This window comes from Ralstonia nicotianae, assembly GCF_018243235.1.
GTDB classification, from domain to species: Bacteria; Pseudomonadota; Gammaproteobacteria; order Burkholderiales; family Burkholderiaceae; genus Ralstonia; species Ralstonia nicotianae.
Window position 1 is genome coordinate 534,960 of the sequence record NZ_CP046675.1, and the last position, 16,323, is coordinate 551,282.

Below are 16,323 nucleotides of genomic sequence, written 5' to 3' on the forward strand. Positions count from 1 at the left end.
TTTGGCGTAATAGGCCCGGCTTATGTCGGGGTAACCCTGATCCCGGGGGCCTACGGCACGGTGGAGAACCCAAGCTGCTGCGAAATCGGCACGATGCGCCCGCCGAGTGATTCAATCTCCGCGCGCAGGCGCTGCGTCAGCGCCACCGCACCGGGGGTATCTCCATGGACGAGGATCGAGCGCGGCTGCATCGGCAGGACATTGCCGGCGTGCGTCACGATCGTGCCTTCCGTCAGCAGGCGCCGCACGCGGGCCAGTACCTGTGCTTCATCGTGAATCACCGCACCGGGCAGGCCGCGGCTGACGAGCAGGCCCTGGTCGTCATAAGCCCGATCGGCCAGAAAGCTGACGCCAACCGGCAGCCCGAACGCCGCGGCCGCCCCTTCGATCGCCTGGCTGCTGGACGTGCTGATGATGAGGTTCGGATCGAACGCCGCGATCGCCTTCAGCAGCGGCGTCGCCCAGGCAGGGTCCGCCGCGGCCCGGTTGCCGAGCGCGCCGTGAAAACTCATGTGCGTCACGCGGCGGCCGTGCGCACGGGCAATCCCTGCCAAGGCACCGAGCTGGTAAGTCACCATCGCCGTGAGATCGGGGATGTCGACCTGCATGAACCGCCGCCCGAAGCCCTGCCGGTCCGGAAAGCCGACATGCGCGCCCACATCCACACCGCCCTCGATCGCCAGGCGAACGGTGCGGTCCATGATCAGCGGGTCTCCGGCGTGAAACCCGCAGGCGATGTTGGCCGATGAGATCAGCGACATCATCGCCTCGTCGTCCCCCATGCGCCACGGGCCATAGCCCTCGCCCAGATCTGCGTTGAGATCGATTTCCATGTCGCTCCCTGATCAACGTGTACAGCCACCGAGCACGACGAGCGACGTACCCCAGCCCACCACCGTGCCGTCGGGCACCGGCATGTCCTGCACCATCGCATCGCACGGCGCCGTCACCGGCAACAGCAACGGGCCGATCTGCAACAGGCCCAGCGGCTGCGATGCCCGCACGCTCGCGCCCACGGCGGCGAGCGGCGCCGTCTGCTGGGGATGCTGGTGGCGGAACACGCCGACCGAGCCCGCGCGCACGACTTCCGTCGACGCGGCACCGACGGGTGCGGCGGGTGCGGCAGACGCGGGGGGCGTGGGCTGTGCGCTGATCCGCGGCGCCACTGCACGCGCGTTGCGCAGCGAAAGATGGATGCCTGGCCCTTGCAGGTCGAACTCCGTGATATCGGTGGCCGCCAGCCAGGTGCAGATCTGGCGAATCTGTTCGACCTTCATCTCAACGTCCTCCTGCTGCGGCGTGCAGGCCGATCAGCCGTCGCACCTCGGCCAGCCATGCCTCGACTTCGGCCAGCGCGGCAACGGCTTCGTCCCACGTGGTTTCGATAAACCGCACCTGGCTGCCGATTGGCGCCTGGCCAAGCCGCCACAAGTCCGCTTCAATGACGGTCCCGATCTTCGGGTAGCCGCCCGACGGTTGGGCTTCGCGCATCTGCACGATGGGCTGCCCGCTGGGCGGCACCTGGATCACGCCGGGCACGATGCCATGCGAGCGCATCTCGAACGGTTCGCGCGGCGCCAACGTGGGGCCGGCCAGGCGGAATCCGTAGCGGTCGCTCTGCGGGGTGACTTTCCACGGTTCTGACCAGAAGCGCTGCTGCGATGCATCGGTGTAGCACCCGTACTCCGCGGCGGGCAGCACCCGCATGGCCGGCAGCCCATCCACCACCAGTGGCAAGCCCAGGGCCGGCGGCACCAGCCCGATGCCGGCGCCGCCAGCGCTGTTGCCAAGGCCCGGCGAACCGGCACGCAGCACATCGCCGCGCCGCAACGCCCGCCCATCGAGACCACCAAACGCTCCACGCAACTGCGTACTGCGCGAGCCAAGGGCCAGCGGTACGTCAACGCCGCCAGCCAGGCACAGATAGGCGCGGCAGGCGGGCACGGGGCCGCGCTGCGGCACCGTCAGGCGCAGCGTCTGTCCCGCTCGCGCCTCATGCACCCACCAGGGAAGCAGCGGGTGATCGTCGAGCTGCGCGCCGCAGTCCGCACCGGTCAGGGCAAAGCGGCAATCCTGCGTGAAACGCACCTGGAACGGGAACACCTGCACCTCAACGCCGGCGGCGCCTTCGTCGTTGCCCAGCAGAAGGTTGCCGGCTGCCAGCGCGAGCGGGTCCATGGCCCCCGACGTGCCAACGCCCCAACGCAGCGCGCCCAGGCGCCCCAGATCCTGCACCGTGGCCAGCGCACTGGAAGACAGGACCTCGATCATCGGATCACCTTCTCGACACGGAAGCGCAAGACGTCCCCCGGCTGCAGCAAGGCAGGCGGGTTCTTGTCGGGGTCGAAGAAACACATCTCGGAACTGCCGATCGTGTTCCACCCGCTCGGGCCATCGGAGGCGGACACCCCCGTCTGGGCCCCGCCGATCGACACGGCACCGCCGGGAATGCTCAGCACCGGCACCTTGCGCCGCGGCGTGGCAATGCGCGGGTCCATCCCGCCGAGATAGCAGTAGCCGGGGTGACTGCCCAGCGCGAAGACGTGATAGTCCGGCGCGCTGTGGCGCTCGACGATCTCGTCCACCGACAAGCCGGTATGGTTGACGACGTCGGCCATGTGCGGGCCGAGTGCGCCGCCATAGACGACCGGCAACTCGACGAGCCGCCCCTCGCGCGACAGCGGCGTGGCGGCACGCCAAGCCTCGCGCAGGCGCGTCTCGATCTGCGCCAGCGCCGATGGCGCTCGCGTAAAGGTCAGCATCAGGTTGTTCATGCCGGGCACGGCCTCGCGCACCTCCGGCCACGCCTCGGCCTCCAGCGCCAGCGACCACAGCCGCTGCTGGGTGAGCAGATTCATCTCGCCCGGCACATCGAACAGCAAGGCCGTTGTGCCCAGCAGGCTGATACTTTCCGTCTCGGTGATCATGCTTGCCATTCTTCGACGTGTCTCGTTATGCCACTTGGCTACGCAGCTCGGCGCGTGCGCGCAGCCAGCGTTCCAGGTGATGGATATCGACCCCACCGGTTTCAAACTCCGCGTCGCGGACGATCTCGCGATGCAGCGGCAGGTTGGTGGCAATGCCGTCCACCCGCAGTTCGTCCAGCGCCAGGCGCATGCGCTGCAGCGCATCCTCCCGGCTTGCGCCATGCACGATGAGCTTGGCGATCATCGAGTCGTAGTGCGACGGCACGCGATAGCCGGCTCCGGCATGGGTGTCCACGCGCACGCCATAGCCGCCCGGCAACTGCCAACCGGTAATGACGCCGGGCGAGGGCATGAACGTGTCCGGGTGCTCGGCATTGATGCGGCACTCCAGCGCATGGCCCCGGCAAGCGATATCGCCCTGCCGCAGCGTGAGCGGCTCGCCGCGTGCCACACGAATCTGCTGCTGGACGATATCGATGCCCGAGGTCATCTCGGTCACCGGGTGCTCGACCTGCAGGCGGGTGTTCATCTCGATGAAGTAGAACGCCCCGTTCTCGTACAGAAACTCGAAGGTGCCCACGCCGCAGTAGCCGATCTGCCGGCATGCCGCAGCGCAGCGCTCTCCGACCTCGGCGATCAGCGAGGCATCGATGCCTGGCGCCGGCGCCTCTTCGATGACCTTCTGGTGCCGACGCTGCAGCGAGCAATCACGGCTGCCCAGCCACACGGCATGGCCGTAGCGGTCGGCCAGGACCTGGATTTCCACGTGGCGCGGGTGGGTCAGGAATTTCTCGATATAGACCTCCGGGTTGCCGAACGCGCGGCGCGCCTCTTCGCGCGTCAGTGCCAGCGCATCCGCCAGTGCCGAGGCTTCGTGCACCACGCGCATGCCGCGCCCCCCTCCCCCGCCCGCCGCCTTGACGATCACGGGAAAGCCGATCCCGTGCGCAATCGCCAGCACCTCGGCCGGGTCCTCGGGCAGCGACGTATCCGGCCCCGGCACGCACGGCACACCGGCTTCACGCATGGCGCGCTTGGCACTGACCTTGTCGCCCATCGTGCGGATGCAGTCGGCGCTGGGGCCGATGAACGTGAGCCCGGCATCGGTCACGCGCGCCACAAAGCCGGCGTTCTCCGACAGGAATCCATAGCCGGGGTGAATGGCCTGCGCACCGCTGACACGCGCCGCCGCAAGCAGCGCCGCCTGGTTCAGGTAACTGCTGGTGGGCGATGCCGGACCAATGCAGAGCGCCTGGTCGGCCTGACGCACATAGACGGCATCGCGATCGGCCTCCGAATAGACGGCCACCGTGCGCAAGCAGAGCCCGCGGCAGGCGCGCTGGATTCTCAGGGCGATCTCGCCGCGATTGGCAATGAGCACTGTATCGAACATGACGAAACCTCTTGGCTCATGCAAATTGGATCAACGGCTGTCCGGCCTCGACTTCCGCCCCGGACTCGACCAGCACGGCCGCCACGGTGCCGTCGCTTTCAGCAACGACCGCGTTGAAGACCTTCATCGCCTCGATCACGCACACGGTCTGGCCGGCCTGGACGGCCTGGCCCGGCTGCACGAAGACCGCCTCGCCCGGTGCCGGCTGCAGGTGCACGACCCCGAACAGCGGGGCCAGCAGTTCGCGCCGCTGCGGCGCAGCGGAAACCGGCCGTGCCGGCGGCGCAGGCTGCTCATGCGCAAGCGTTGGCATCGGCGGCACACGCTCCGGCAAGCGCGCCGCGTCGTCGCCACGCTGCCCGGCCGACGGATGCCGCACGAGTCTCAGGACCCACCCCTGATGGCTGAAGCTCATCTCGGCAAGGTCCGAGGACGTCATGGCATCGATGAGCTGCTTGATCTGCGAGAGGTCCATGTTTGTCCACAAGATGCTGTTGTGGACACAGTATCGACCTCGGCCGCCGAGTACCAAGACGGTTTGTCTTTGCCCCGATAGGCGCGTCTTATGACACCTCGTGGTGCTCCGGCACGTCGCACGGCAGAAGATTTCCCGACAGCCCGGCCACCAGCTCGAGCAGGATTTCCTTGATGGCCTGGGCCGGTTCGGACAACGGCTGATGCCCGGACTGGCACAACGCCAGAGGTGCCTCGATCACCGGATCGACGATGCGGCACTGCCAGGCGTCGCAGGACATCGCCACTTCCTTTGCCATCGATGCGGGCAGGATGGTCGCGCCCAGGCCGTCGGCCACGATGGCCTTGAGCGTGCCGGCCGATTCGATCTCCGCCGACACCTTCGGCGCCATGCCGATGGCACCGAACGCGTCGTCGACGAGCCGGCGCACCACGTTGTATGGGCGCGCGAGGTACAGGTCGATCTCGCCCAGCATGGCCAGCGGCACCTCGTCCGGTGGCGCCGGCATGCTGCTCGGGCCGACCACATAGAGCGGCTCGCGCAGCAGCGGCAGGAACGAAAGCCCATGCACGACCGTCTTGCCGCCGTAGAGCACGGCCATGTCCATGCGCCCGTTCATGATCAGTTCCGATAGCGTGCTGCCGTAGGTCTCGTTCAGATACAGCACGATCCCCGGGTGCCGCGCACGCACCGCGCGCAGCAACGGCAACGCCAGCGCCGATGCGGCAGTGCCCGGCGCCAGCCCGACCGACACCGCGCCCGACAGGCCCTGCCCGGCCGCCTTCATCTCGAGCTTTGCCTGATCAACCTGGCGCAGGATCGCCTGGGCATGCCGGTACAGCACCTTGCCCGCTTCGGTCGGCACCACGCCCTGCTTGGTGCGCAGCAGCAATTGCTGCCGCACCTCGCCTTCGAGCGTGGCCATCTGCTGGCTCAGCGATGGCTGCGCAACGTGCAGCAGATCGGCCGCCTGCGTCACGCTGCCGACATCGACAATCTTTACGAAGTACCGCAATCGCCTGAAGTTCAAGTGCGCTCCTCTGCGCCGAGCGTGGTCGCCCGGTCTCCTCATGCAAAAGCTTATGCCGAGAGCAAGTTCCATACCTATAGGTGTTTCCTATCTAGACATATTCGAGTCGTCTTGGTCTTCATTCGTGGCCCCGTCTAATGTTGCGCATACCTTCCATCCACTTACGCAGCAAGGACCCTCGTGACCACGTCCCGCATTGCCGCCCGCGTCAGGCGCATCAAACCTTCGCCCAGCACGTCCGCCGCGGACCGCGCGAACGAACTGCGCCGTCAAGGCAAGTCCATCGTGAACCTCGTGGTCGGCGAACCCGACTTCGACACGCCGCAGCACATCCGCCAGGCCGCCGTGCAGGCCATCGAGCGCGGCGCGACGCGCTACACGCTGATGGCGGGCACGGTGGAACTGCGCCAGGCCATCGTCGACAAGATGGCGCGCGAGAACGACCTGCAATATGCGATGAACGAGATCATCGCCACCAACGGCGCCAAGAGCGCGATCTACAGCGCGCTGGCGATCACGCTCGAAGCCGCAGACGAGGTGCTGATCCCGGCGCCGTACTGGGTCTCCTACCCCGACATGGTGCTGGCATGCGACGGCACCCCCATCACGCTGCCCTGCCCCGAACACGACGGATTCAAGCTGACACCGGCCCGCCTGGAAGCGGCCATCACCGCGCGCACGCGGTGGCTCATTCTCAACTCGCCGAGCAACCCGACCGGCGCGAGCTATACGCTTGATGAGTACCGTGCGCTGGCCGATGTCCTGGCCCGGCACCCCCAAGTGCTGGTGATGACGGACGACATCTACGAGCACATCCGCTTCGATACGGTGCGCACGCCGCACCTTCTCAATGCGGCCCCTGAACTGCGCGACCGCACGCTGGTCATCAATGGCGTTTCCAAGACCTACGCCATGACAGGCTGGCGCCTGGGCTGGGTGGCCGGCCCGCGCGATCTGATCCAGGCGCTCGATACGTTCCTCTCGCAATCGGCGGGCAACTGCTGCTCGATCAGCCAGGCCGCCGCGGCCGCCGCGCTCAACGGTGACCAGCGCTTCGTGGCCGAGAGCGTCGCCGTCTACAAGCAACGCCGCGATACCACGCTGGCCCGCCTCAACGCGATCCCCGGACTCACCTGCCGCTCGCCGGACGGGGCGTTCTACCTCTACGTGAACTGCGCCGGCCTGATCGGCAAGAAGACGCCTGAAGGCAAGACGCTCGATACCGACACCGACGTCGTCATGTACCTGCTCGAGCGCGAAGGCGTGGCGATCGTCGCCGGCACGGCCTATGGCCTGTCGCCCTACTTCCGCATGTCGATCGCCACCGCGCTGGAAACGCTTGAAGAAGGCTGCCGACGCATCGAGCGCGCAGTCCTCGCCCTGGCCTGAGACCCCGAGACACACGAGACATCGATGAGCACCTACAAAGCCATCCGCAAAGTGGCCTCCGCCCCTCAGGTGGACGCCGCCCTGCTTGCCGCCCTGCGAGCACTTCCGGTTGCCGCCATCAGCGACAACATGCACCGCAACATGGGCACAGGCAGCCTGCAGCCCTTCCACAAACCGGTCGCGACCACCATGGCCGGCACGGCCGTGACGGCGCGTTCGCGCGGCGGCGACAACCTGACCTACCTGCGCGCGCTCGAGTTCTGCCGGCCCGGCGATGTGCTCGTGATCGATGCGGGCGGCGACCTGCAGAACGCCGTGGTCGGCGGCATCCTCACCTACTATGCCGCCCGCATCGGCGTGGTGGGTGTGGTGATCGACGGTGCCGTGCGCGATGTGGCCGAGTTGCGGGAGCGCGAGTTCCCGGTCTACGCGCGCGGCGTGACGCATCGCGGTCCGTACAAGGACGGCCCCGGCGAGATCAACGTACCGGTCTCGGTCGGCGGCATGATCGTGCACCCCGGCGACGTCGTGGTGGGCGACCAGGATGGCCTGCTTGCCATCCCGCCCGCGGATGTGCCGCTGCTGATCGACAAGGCGCGAGCCGTGCTCGCCGCCGAAGCCGAAACGATGCGCGCCATGCAGGAAGACCGCTGGGATCGCAGCTTCATCGATGCGCTGGAAGCCCGGTGCAATAACTGATCGCCCGCCCCTTCCACCGACTCGCCGCCATACCACCACCAGGAGACCCGCATGCGCCCTTCCGTCCTCGTCACCCGGGCGACGTTTCCCGACATTGCCAACCGCCTGCGCGAGCACTTTGACGTGACGGACAACCCGTCCGACGCGATCCTGAGCCCGTCGGAGCTGATCGCACGGCTGCAAGGCAAGCAGGGCGTGATGAGCACCGGCAGCGAGCGCATCGACGCGGCCCTGCTCGATGCATGCCCCCAACTCAAGGCCGTGTGCAATGTGGGCGTGGGCTACAACAACATCGACGTGGCCGCCTGCACGGCCCGCGGCGTGATCGTGAGCAACACGCCCGACGTGCTCACCCAGACCACCGCCGACTTCGGCTTTGCGCTGATGCTCGCCACCGCGCGGCGCATCACCGAATCCGAACGCTTCGTCCGGCGCGGCGAATGGCAGAAGACGGGGATCCACGACCAGATGCTCGGCAGCGACATCTACGGCGCCACGCTGGGCATCCTCGGCATGGGGCGGATCGGCCAAGCCATCGCCCGGCGTGCCGCGTTGGGGTTCGAGATGCAGGTCATCTACCACAACCGCTCGCCGCTCGAGGCCGAAACCGAAGCCAGGGCGCATGCCCGCTATGTCGACAAGGACACCCTGCTGCGGGAATCCGACCACCTCATCCTGGTGCTGCCCTATTCCCCCGAGGCCCATCACACGATCGGCGCCGCCGAACTGGCCAGGATGAAACCGACCGCCACGCTGACCAACATCGCTCGCGGCGGCATCGTCGACGACGCAGCGTTGGCACAGGCACTGCGCCAGGGCACGATCGCGGCGGCCGGGCTCGACGTCTTCGAGGGCGAACCGCGCATTCACCCCGACCTGCTGGCCCTCGACAATATCGTGCTGACGCCGCACATCGGCAGCGCGTCGGTCAACACGCGCCGCGCCATGGCCGCACTGACCGTCGACAACCTGATCGCCGCGCTCGGCTACGGGCCGCGGGCCGGCCAACCGCCGACGCCCGTGAATCCGCAGGTGCTGCAGCAATAGGCCGCGCCATGCAGATCCACAAGGTCATGGTGATGGGCGTTGCCGGCTGCGGAAAATCCACGCTGGCCGCACGCCTGGCCACCGCGCTGGATGCGGAATGGATTGAAGCCGACGACCACACGATCGATGCCGGCACCGCGCTGGCCGCAGCACCAGGCAACGCCGTACTCGCCTGCCCCGCCCTGAAGCGCAGCGACCGCGAGCAGTTGCGCACCGCCGTGCCGCAGCTTCGCATCGTGTACGTGGACATCACGCTCTCCGATGCGATCGCGCGGGGTTCCGCACGCGGGCGGCACCTGTTTGCACCGAGCCGGGTGCTGAGCCAGTTCGCCATTTTGGAAACGCCGGCCGGCGAGCCTGGCGTCCTTCAGATTCCGGCCGACCAGCCGGTCGACACACAGGTCCGGCAGGTGCTGCGCTGGATCACCGAAGACACCACGAGGCAGGACAATGACGCCACCCAATCTGAACCTGTTTGACCTGAGCGGCCGCACGGCCCTGATCACCGGTGCCAGCAGCGGCATCGGGTTCGCACTGGCCGGAGGGTTGGCCCGTGCCGGCGCCCGTGTGGTCCTGAACGCCCGAGGGCCGGAAAAACTCGCGCAGGCCGCCGACAGCCTGCGCGCGCAGGGCGCCGACGTCCACACGGCCGCGTTCGATGTGACCCAAAGCACGGCGGTCGCTGAAGGCATCGCCCGGGTGGAAGCCGAGCTCGGCCCCATCGACATCCTGGTCAACAACGCCGGCATGCAGCGTCGCGCGCCGCTGGAGCAGTTCGCGACGGATCAATGGCACGAGCTGATGAAGACCAACGTCGACAGCGTCTTCCTGGTCGGACAGGCCGTGGCCCGCTACATGATCCCGCGTGGGCGCGGCAAGATCATCAACATCTGCTCGGTGCAGAGTGAACTCGGGCGCCCCGGGATCGCGCCTTACACGGCCAGCAAGGGCGCCGTGAAGATGCTCACGAAAGGCATGGCGATCGACTGGGGCCCGCACGGCCTCCAGGTCAACGGTCTGGGCCCGGGCTACTTCAAGACAGAGTTGACGCAGGCGCTGGTCGCCAACGCCGAGTTCACTGCGTGGCTCGTGGGCCGCACGCCGTCGCGCCGCTGGGGCGATGTCGAAGACCTCACCGGTGCGGCCATCTTCCTGGCAAGCAAGGCCTCCGACTTCGTCAACGGCCACATTCTCTATGTTGACGGCGGCGTGACCGCCACCCTGTAACCCAAGGAACGCTCATCATGGACGCTCTCGTCATTCACGCCGCCAACGACCTGCGCATCGAGGACATCGACACCCCCGAGGTGCAGCCCGATCAACTGCGCGTGCAGGTGCGCTTTGGCGGCATCTGCGGCTCCGACCTGCACTATTACAACCACGGCGGCTTCGGCACCGTGCGCGTCAAGGAACCGATGGTGCTGGGCCACGAGGTGGCGGGCCGCGTGGAAGAAATCGGGCCCGGCGTGCACCGGCATGCCAAGGGCGATCGGGTCGCCATCAGCCCGAGCCGGCCCTGCGGCCAGTGCCACTATTGCCAGCAAGGCCTGCAGAACCATTGCCTGGACATGCGCTACTACGGCAGTGCCATGCGCACGCCCCACGTGCAAGGCGCGTTCCGCCGAGAGATCGTCATCGACGAAAGCCAGGCGCATCGGCTTGCCGACACCCTCAGCGACCAGGAAGGGGCAATGGCTGAGCCGTTGTCCGTGGCGCTGCATGCCGTGCGCCGCGCCGGCCCGCTGCTGGGCAAGCGCGTGCTGGTGACCGGCTGCGGCCCCATCGGCGCATTGATCGTGGTGGCGGCGCGGCGCGCGGGGGCCGCCGAGATCATCGTCACGGACATGGGTGCCTATCCGCTGAAGGCCGCCGTCGCGGTGGGCGCCGACGTCACGATCAACGTCGCGGAACAGCCCGACGGGCTCAAGCCGTACACCACCGACAAGGGACAGATCGACGTGTTGTTCGAGGCCAGCGGCAACGAGCGCGCACTGCGCGGCGCCATCGATGCGCTGCGCCCGCGCGGCATCATCGTGCAGGTGGGGCTGGGCGGCGAGATGACGCTGCCCCTCAACGCCATCGTCGCCAAGGAACTCGAGCTGCGTGGCGCCTTCCGCTTTCACGAAGAGTTCGCCATGGCGGTCGAGCTGCTGAACAAGGGCCTGGTCGACGTCAAGCCGCTGATTTCCGCTACCGTGCCCTACCGCAATGCGGCCCATGCGTTTGCGCTTGCTGGCGACCGCACACAGGCGATGAAAGTCCTGCTGGATTTTCAATGAGATTGCGACGGATGCGCCGGCAACGGCGCTGACCCTGCGTTCCTTCCCTGGAGACTTGGATGTTCATTGGCATTCCGCTGCAAACCGCGGAGGGCGAGACGCGTGTCGCCCTCACGCCGGAGACGGCAAAGAAACTGAAGGCGCAAGGCCACGTGCTGCGCGTGCAGACCGGTGCGGGCAGGCGCGCATCGATTCCCGATCCGGCGTATGAAGCCGTCGGCTGTGAAATGACTGACGCGGCCGGTGCGCTCGGCGCCGATCTGGTGCTGACCGTGCGCCCGCCCGCGCCGGAAGCCCTCGCGCTGATGAAGCCCGATGCCGTACTGGTGGGCATGCTGGACCCGCATGACAAGGAAAGCCTCTCACGTCTGGCGGCGGCGCGCCTGACCGGCTTCGCACTTGAAGCCGCACCGCGCACCACGCGGGCACAGAGCATGGACGTGCTCTCTTCACAGGCGAACATCGCCGGCTACAAGGCCGTCATGATGGCCGCGGATCGTTATCAGCGGTTCTTCCCGATGCTGATGACGGCGGCGGGCACGGTCAAGGCCGCGCGCGTGGTGATCCTCGGCGTGGGGGTGGCCGGCCTGCAGTCGATCGCCACCGCCAAGCGCCTGGGCGCGGTTGTCGAAGCGTCGGACGTCCGCCCATCGGTCAAGGAACAGGTCGAGTCGTTGGGCGCGAAGTTCATCGACGTTCCCTACGAGAGTGCCGAAGAGAAAGACGCCGCCGAAGGCGTGGGCGGTTATGCGCGCCCCATGCCGGTGTCATGGCTGGAGCGCCAGAAGGCGGAAGTCGCCAAGCGCGTGGCCCAGGCCGACGTGGTGATCTCGACCGCGCTGATACCTGGCCGCGCCGCGCCCGTGCTCATTACCAACGACATGGTCCAGGCCATGAAGCCCGGCTCGCTGATCATCGACATCGCCGCAGGCAAAGGCGCGGATGGCGTGAGCGGCAACTGCGCGCTGACCGAAGCCGGAAAAACCGTCGTCAAGCATGGCGTGAACATCGTGGGCGAAACCAACCTGCCCGGTCTGGTGGCCGCCGACGCATCAGCCCTGTACGCGCGCAACGTGCTGGAGTTCCTGAAGCTGATCGTGAACAAGGACGGCGCGCTCGCCATCGATGAAAACGACGACATCGTCGCTGCCTGCCTCGTGACCCGGGGCGGCGCGGTACTGAGGACATGAGGAGAAACATGATGGAAGTGGTCTCGCACACCATTGTCAGTCTCACCACGTTCGTGCTGGCCGTGTATGTCGGCTACCACGTCGTCTGGAACGTCACGCCGGCCTTGCATACGCCGCTGATGGCGGTCACCAACGCGATCTCGGCCATCGTGATCGTCGGCGCGATGCTGGCCGCCGCGCTGACCGAGACAGTGCCGGGGAAAGTCATCGGCGTGCTGGCGGTGGCGCTCGCGGCCGTCAACGTCTTCGGGGGCTTCCTGGTCACGCGCCGGATGCTGGAGATGTTCAGGAAGAAGGACAAGAAGCCTGCGGCTGCGAACGGGGGTGCCAAGTGAATCTGCATTTCATCAGCCTGGACGTGGTGACCCTGCTGTACCTGGTGGCCAGCGTGTTCTTCATCCAGGCCCTCAAGGGCCTGAGCCATCCGACGACGTCGATTCGCGGCAACCGGTTCGGCATGGCCGGCATGACCATTGCCGTACTCACCACCGCCGCATTGATCCTCAAGCTCTCCGCAGGCAACGCACTCGGCCTCGGCTATGTGCTGCTCGGACTGGTGATCGGCGGCGGCATCGGTGCCTTCATGGCCCGGCGCATCGAGATGACCAAGATGCCCGAGCTGGTGGCCTTCATGCATAGCATGATCGGGCTTGCCGCCGTGTTCATTGCCATGGCTGCGGTGGGCGAACCCTACGCCTTCGGCATTGCCGCCAAGGGCGCACCGATTCCGACCGGCAATCGACTCGAACTCTTTCTCGGGGCGGCGATTGGCGCGATCACGTTCTCGGGATCGGTCATCGCCTTCGGCAAGCTCTCCGGCCGGTACAAGTTCCGCCTGTTCCAAGGCGCGCCGGTGCGGTTCGCGGGCCAGCACCTGCTCAACCTCGTCCTGGGCCTGGCGACCATCGGTCTGGGCATCGCCTTCATGGCCACCGAAAACTGGCCCGCCTTTGGCGCGATGCTCGCGCTGGCCTTCCTGATGGGCGTGCTGATCATCATTCCGATCGGCGGCGCCGACATGCCGGTCGTCGTGTCGATGCTCAACAGCTATTCGGGCTGGGCGGCCGCGGGCATCGGCTTCAGCCTGAACAACAGCATGCTGATCATCGCGGGTTCGCTGGTGGGCAGTTCGGGCGCGATCCTGAGCTACATCATGTGCCGCGCGATGAATCGCTCGTTCTTCAACGTGATCCTGGGCGGCTTTGGTGGCGCGGCAAGCGATGCGCAAACCGGCGCGGTCCAGCAACGCAGCGTCAAGAGCGGCAGCGCCGACGATGCAGCGTTCATCCTCGGCAATGCCGAGACGGTCGTGATCGTGCCGGGCTATGGCCTGGCGGTTGCCCGCGCCCAACACGCCGTCAAGGAACTGGCCGAGAAGCTCACGCACAAGGGGATCACCGTGAAGTACGCCATCCACCCTGTAGCGGGCCGCATGCCAGGGCATATGAACGTGCTGCTGGCGGAAGCCGAAGTGCCCTACGACCAGGTCTTCGAGATGGAAGACATCAACAGTGAATTCGGCCAGGCCGACGTGGCGATTGTCCTCGGCGCCAATGATGTGGTGAACCCCGCGGCCCAGCAGAAAGGCAGCCCGATCTACGGCATGCCGATCCTGGAAGCGTACAAGGCGAAGACCATCATCGTGAACAAGCGCTCGATGGCCTCCGGTTACGCGGGCTTGGATAACGAGCTGTTCTATCTGGACAAGACCATGATGGTGTTCGGCGACGCCAAGACGATCGTCGAAGACATGGGCAAGGCGATGGAATGAGCATGGGGCATGGTCACCGCGCGCAGACATAAGCCGGATGCTATCGCCCCATAGGCAAGTCGTCTTGGTTGAAAAAGCGTGCAAGCGTCTAATCTCAATCAAGCCCGCTGTTGGATCGTTCCGCAAGGAGAAGAGGCGATGGCCCATACGACTCGAGCCCGATGATCACTGTCACGGTAGTCGTAGCCGGCGTCGGTTGTCCCATCCTTGCGGATTTCAGTCCCCCGCCAACACCGTCGCTGCGCTGACACCCCGCGTCCTGGATTGAGCCGATCCGGACGCGCACATCGGCACCAGCATCCACCCGATCGGCCAGACCAACACGCATCGCAGCCGCGCTTCGAGCAAGGCGGCTGAGAGCGGACTCGTGCGTCCGGCGACCGAGCATCAACACGAAGTCAACCTGCACACTGAAAGGGAGTCGCAATGAAAAGATCGCTTATGACGGTCGCCGTTCTGGGAACCATCTCTGCCGCGGCACACGCGCAAAGCAGTGTCACGCTGTACGGCCTCATCGATGTCGGCATTCGCTACAACACACATCAGAATGCCGCGGGCGACAGCAAGATCGGCATGGGCAACGGCGGCCTGCTATCCGGTAGCCGTTGGGGTCTGATGGGCAACGAAGACCTGGGCGGCGGCAACAAGGCGTTCTTCCAGCTGGAGTCCGGCTTCACCCCCGGCACAGGCAGCACGCAGCAATCCACGCCGTCCGGCAACGCCCGCCTGTTCGGCCGAACCGCAGCCGTGGGGCTTTCGTCGCAGACCTATGGCGAGATCGCGCTGGGCCGCCAGTACACGCTGGTCCACGAGATGGCGTACACGCACGACATCTACGCGCTGTCGAACTATGTGGGCACCGTGGGCTTCCAGGGTGCAGGCCTGACCGGCGGCGGCCGACTCGACAACACCGTGCGCTATACCTCGCCGAGCTTCGGTGGCTTCACATTCAAGGGGGCCTACACCTTCGGCGAAACGGCGGGCGACACCAAGCACAACGCGTCTCCGGCGGTGGCGGCCTCTTATGACAATGGCCCGCTCAGCGTCGGCGCAGCGTTCCAGATCATCAACAACATCGGTGGCCTGACGCCGGCAACAACGGCCTACGGCAGCACGTATTTCGGCATCACGATTCCGGACAGCACGCAGAAGGTGTTCACCGTGGGTGCCACATACAAGCTTGGCGCGAGCAAGCTGTATGCGTCCTACATCTACAGCAACGTCTACCCGGCGGGCTATCGGAACGACTCGTTCTCCGTCGCGGTGAGCTATCCGCTCACGCCAGCCCTTGAGCTAAAGCTGCCCGTCTATGTGGACCGGCTCAAGCATGCCGGACAGAGCGGCACCCGCATTACCGGCGGCCCGCTGCTCGACTACAGCCTGAGCAAGCGCACGGACGTCTATGCGGGCGTCGACTACACGAGGCTCAACGGCGCGTGGCAAACGCTAGCCGGTACGTCGGGGTTCACGCTGCCCGTCAGCGGGCGCAATTCCGTGTTTGAGGCCACGGTTGGCCTCCGGCACAAGTTCTGACTGGCTCAAGGCATGGCGCTCCACTGCTCCGCCATGCCATTCCCAGCAGTTGCTTTGCGTTCAGTCCGCCCCTCGAACGACTGCTGTCGCGCAGACGGGATGTCGTACCGGCAAAACGCTGTGATCGCCTGATCATGCAATCAGTCGTACAAGCCAACCTCGACCTTCCCTCGATCATTCTCCGGGACCGGATGACCGCGCGCCGACTTCGCGCCTATGTCGCATAGCCGATCACCCACTTCGAACGCACACCATCGGTTCTATTGGCTATGTTGGGCTGACAGGGCATCTGCATGCCCGCGATCTATCTGGCGCATAAGGGGAGCGTAGCAACGCCAGAAGCCCGCGAGAGGAGGCTCTTTGTTGTGGGCAGAGGTCGAGAGATTGCGAGGTTTGGCCGCCCAAAGTAAAACGCCCCAACCGGTAAGGGTTGGGGCGTTTTGATGGAGAGCCTGGCGATGACCTACTTTCACACGGGAATCCGCACTATCATCGGCGCGGAGTCGTTTCACGGTCCTGTTCGGGATGGGAAGGGGTGGTACCGACTCGCTATGGTCACCAGGCTATGACTTGTCGCGTCGCTGACTTCA

General features: G+C 66.3%; 17 protein-coding genes and 1 rRNA gene. 10 read left to right on the forward strand and 8 right to left on the reverse strand.

The genetic code is table 11. The features are described from left to right. Nucleotides 1-50: 50 nt before the first annotated feature. The 7 genes from GO999_RS18685 to nac form a co-directional block, all read right to left on the reverse strand. Entirely contained in the window at nt 51-833 is a 783-nt protein-coding gene (locus tag GO999_RS18685) for a LamB/YcsF family protein (RefSeq protein WP_011004229.1), read from the reverse strand. A gap of 12 nt (nt 834-845) precedes the next feature. After that, complete coding sequence (locus GO999_RS18690) at nt 846-1,277, reverse strand: biotin/lipoyl attachment domain-containing protein (RefSeq protein WP_071014616.1); 432 nt, start codon at nt 1,275-1,277, stop codon at nt 846-848. A gap of 1 nt (nt 1,278) precedes the next feature. Next, the gene (locus GO999_RS18695) at nt 1,279-2,271 is read right to left on the reverse strand and encodes a 5-oxoprolinase subunit C family protein (RefSeq protein ID WP_016723031.1); all 993 of its coding nucleotides are present in this window, start codon (nt 2,269-2,271) and stop codon (nt 1,279-1,281) included. Further along, nucleotides 2,268-2,927 (reverse strand): 5-oxoprolinase subunit PxpB, encoded by a 660-nt coding sequence (gene pxpB / locus GO999_RS18700; protein WP_016723030.1) that lies wholly within the window; start codon nt 2,925-2,927, stop codon nt 2,268-2,270. The genes GO999_RS18695 and pxpB overlap by 4 nt, the downstream gene beginning before the upstream one ends. A 25-nt stretch (nt 2,928-2,952) precedes the next feature. Further along, the gene (accC, locus tag GO999_RS18705; protein ID WP_211907105.1) at nt 2,953-4,320 is read right to left on the reverse strand and encodes an acetyl-CoA carboxylase biotin carboxylase subunit; all 1,368 of its coding nucleotides are present in this window, start codon (nt 4,318-4,320) and stop codon (nt 2,953-2,955) included. A 16-nt stretch (nt 4,321-4,336) separates the two neighbouring features. After that, nucleotides 4,337-4,795: an acetyl-CoA carboxylase biotin carboxyl carrier protein gene (locus GO999_RS18710; protein ID WP_211907106.1), complete on the reverse strand. Its 459-nt coding sequence runs from the start codon at nt 4,793-4,795 to the stop codon at nt 4,337-4,339. Nucleotides 4,796-4,883: 88 nt separating this feature from the next. After that, nucleotides 4,884-5,825 carry a nitrogen assimilation transcriptional regulator NAC gene (gene nac / locus GO999_RS18715; RefSeq protein ID WP_011004235.1) on the reverse strand — a complete coding sequence of 314 codons (942 nt, stop codon included), beginning with the start codon at nt 5,823-5,825 and terminating at the stop codon, nt 4,884-4,886. A 180-nt stretch (nt 5,826-6,005) separates the two neighbouring features. Here nac and GO999_RS18720 point away from each other — a divergent pair, with 180 nt between their 5' ends. From GO999_RS18720 to GO999_RS18765, 10 genes are all read left to right on the forward strand, one after another. After that, nucleotides 6,006-7,214: an aspartate transaminase gene (locus tag GO999_RS18720; protein WP_016723026.1), complete on the forward strand. Its 1,209-nt coding sequence runs from the start codon at nt 6,006-6,008 to the stop codon at nt 7,212-7,214. Between the two features lie 24 nt (nt 7,215-7,238). Further along, complete coding sequence (locus tag GO999_RS18725; protein WP_211907107.1) at nt 7,239-7,913, forward strand: RraA family protein; 675 nt, start codon at nt 7,239-7,241, stop codon at nt 7,911-7,913. 51 nt (nt 7,914-7,964) lie between these two features. Further along, nucleotides 7,965-8,960 carry a 2-hydroxyacid dehydrogenase gene (locus GO999_RS18730; protein ID WP_211907108.1) on the forward strand — a complete coding sequence of 332 codons (996 nt, stop codon included), beginning with the start codon at nt 7,965-7,967 and terminating at the stop codon, nt 8,958-8,960. Nucleotides 8,961-8,968: 8 nt separating this feature from the next. Then, nucleotides 8,969-9,439 (forward strand): gluconokinase, encoded by a 471-nt coding sequence (locus GO999_RS18735; RefSeq protein WP_011004239.1) that lies wholly within the window; start codon nt 8,969-8,971, stop codon nt 9,437-9,439. Next, on the forward strand, nt 9,411-10,187 hold the full coding sequence (locus tag GO999_RS18740) for a glucose 1-dehydrogenase (RefSeq protein ID WP_028861722.1): 777 nt from the start codon (nt 9,411-9,413) through the stop codon (nt 10,185-10,187). The genes GO999_RS18735 and GO999_RS18740 overlap by 29 nt, the downstream gene beginning before the upstream one ends. A gap of 17 nt (nt 10,188-10,204) precedes the next feature. Further along, nucleotides 10,205-11,239, forward strand: coding sequence for an L-idonate 5-dehydrogenase (locus tag GO999_RS18745; protein WP_011004241.1), 1,035 nt, complete (start codon nt 10,205-10,207; stop codon nt 11,237-11,239). Between the two features lie 59 nt (nt 11,240-11,298). After that, nucleotides 11,299-12,429, forward strand: coding sequence for an NAD(P) transhydrogenase subunit alpha (locus tag GO999_RS18750; RefSeq protein ID WP_058908640.1), 1,131 nt, complete (start codon nt 11,299-11,301; stop codon nt 12,427-12,429). 11 nt (nt 12,430-12,440) lie between these two features. Then, nucleotides 12,441-12,764, forward strand: a complete 324-nt coding sequence (locus tag GO999_RS18755; RefSeq protein WP_019719566.1) for an NAD(P) transhydrogenase subunit alpha part 2 — start codon at nt 12,441-12,443, stop codon at nt 12,762-12,764. Nucleotides 12,765-12,775: 11 nt separating this feature from the next. Next, nucleotides 12,776-14,200, forward strand: a complete 1,425-nt coding sequence (locus GO999_RS18760; protein WP_211907186.1) for an NAD(P)(+) transhydrogenase (Re/Si-specific) subunit beta — start codon at nt 12,776-12,778, stop codon at nt 14,198-14,200. 426 nt (nt 14,201-14,626) lie between these two features. Further along, nucleotides 14,627-15,733 carry a porin gene (locus GO999_RS18765; protein WP_011004247.1) on the forward strand — a complete coding sequence of 369 codons (1,107 nt, stop codon included), beginning with the start codon at nt 14,627-14,629 and terminating at the stop codon, nt 15,731-15,733. A 450-nt stretch (nt 15,734-16,183) separates the two neighbouring features. On the opposite strand, the gene rrf is transcribed toward GO999_RS18765, so the two are convergent. Then, nucleotides 16,184-16,296 (reverse strand): 5S ribosomal RNA (gene rrf / locus GO999_RS18770). Nucleotides 16,297-16,323 lie beyond the last annotated feature (27 nt).

Excerpts from the sequence above, each read along its gene's own strand:
- GO999_RS18745 (WP_011004241.1), top strand. The coding sequence starts at position 10,205 with ATGGACGCTCTCGTCATTCACGCCGCCAACGACCTGCGCATCGAGGAC.
- GO999_RS18735 (WP_011004239.1), top strand. The coding sequence starts at position 8,969 with ATGCAGATCCACAAGGTCATGGTGATGGGCGTTGCCGGCTGCGGAAAA.
- GO999_RS18695 (WP_016723031.1), bottom strand. The coding sequence starts at position 2,271 with ATGATCGAGGTCCTGTCTTCCAGTGCGCTGGCCACGGTGCAGGATCTG.
- GO999_RS18740 (WP_028861722.1), top strand. The coding sequence starts at position 9,411 with ATGACGCCACCCAATCTGAACCTGTTTGACCTGAGCGGCCGCACGGCC.
- GO999_RS18730 (WP_211907108.1), top strand. The coding sequence starts at position 7,965 with ATGCGCCCTTCCGTCCTCGTCACCCGGGCGACGTTTCCCGACATTGCC.
- GO999_RS18725 (WP_211907107.1), top strand. The coding sequence starts at position 7,239 with ATGAGCACCTACAAAGCCATCCGCAAAGTGGCCTCCGCCCCTCAGGTG.
- GO999_RS18755 (WP_019719566.1), top strand. The coding sequence starts at position 12,441 with ATGGAAGTGGTCTCGCACACCATTGTCAGTCTCACCACGTTCGTGCTG.
- GO999_RS18750 (WP_058908640.1), top strand. The coding sequence starts at position 11,299 with ATGTTCATTGGCATTCCGCTGCAAACCGCGGAGGGCGAGACGCGTGTC.
- pxpB (WP_016723030.1), bottom strand. The coding sequence starts at position 2,927 with ATGATCACCGAGACGGAAAGTATCAGCCTGCTGGGCACAACGGCCTTG.
- accC (WP_211907105.1), bottom strand. The coding sequence starts at position 4,320 with ATGTTCGATACAGTGCTCATTGCCAATCGCGGCGAGATCGCCCTGAGA.
- GO999_RS18710 (WP_211907106.1), bottom strand. The coding sequence starts at position 4,795 with ATGGACCTCTCGCAGATCAAGCAGCTCATCGATGCCATGACGTCCTCG.
- GO999_RS18685 (WP_011004229.1), bottom strand. The coding sequence starts at position 833 with ATGGAAATCGATCTCAACGCAGATCTGGGCGAGGGCTATGGCCCGTGG.
- GO999_RS18690 (WP_071014616.1), bottom strand. The coding sequence starts at position 1,277 with ATGAAGGTCGAACAGATTCGCCAGATCTGCACCTGGCTGGCGGCCACC.
- GO999_RS18765 (WP_011004247.1), top strand. The coding sequence starts at position 14,627 with ATGAAAAGATCGCTTATGACGGTCGCCGTTCTGGGAACCATCTCTGCC.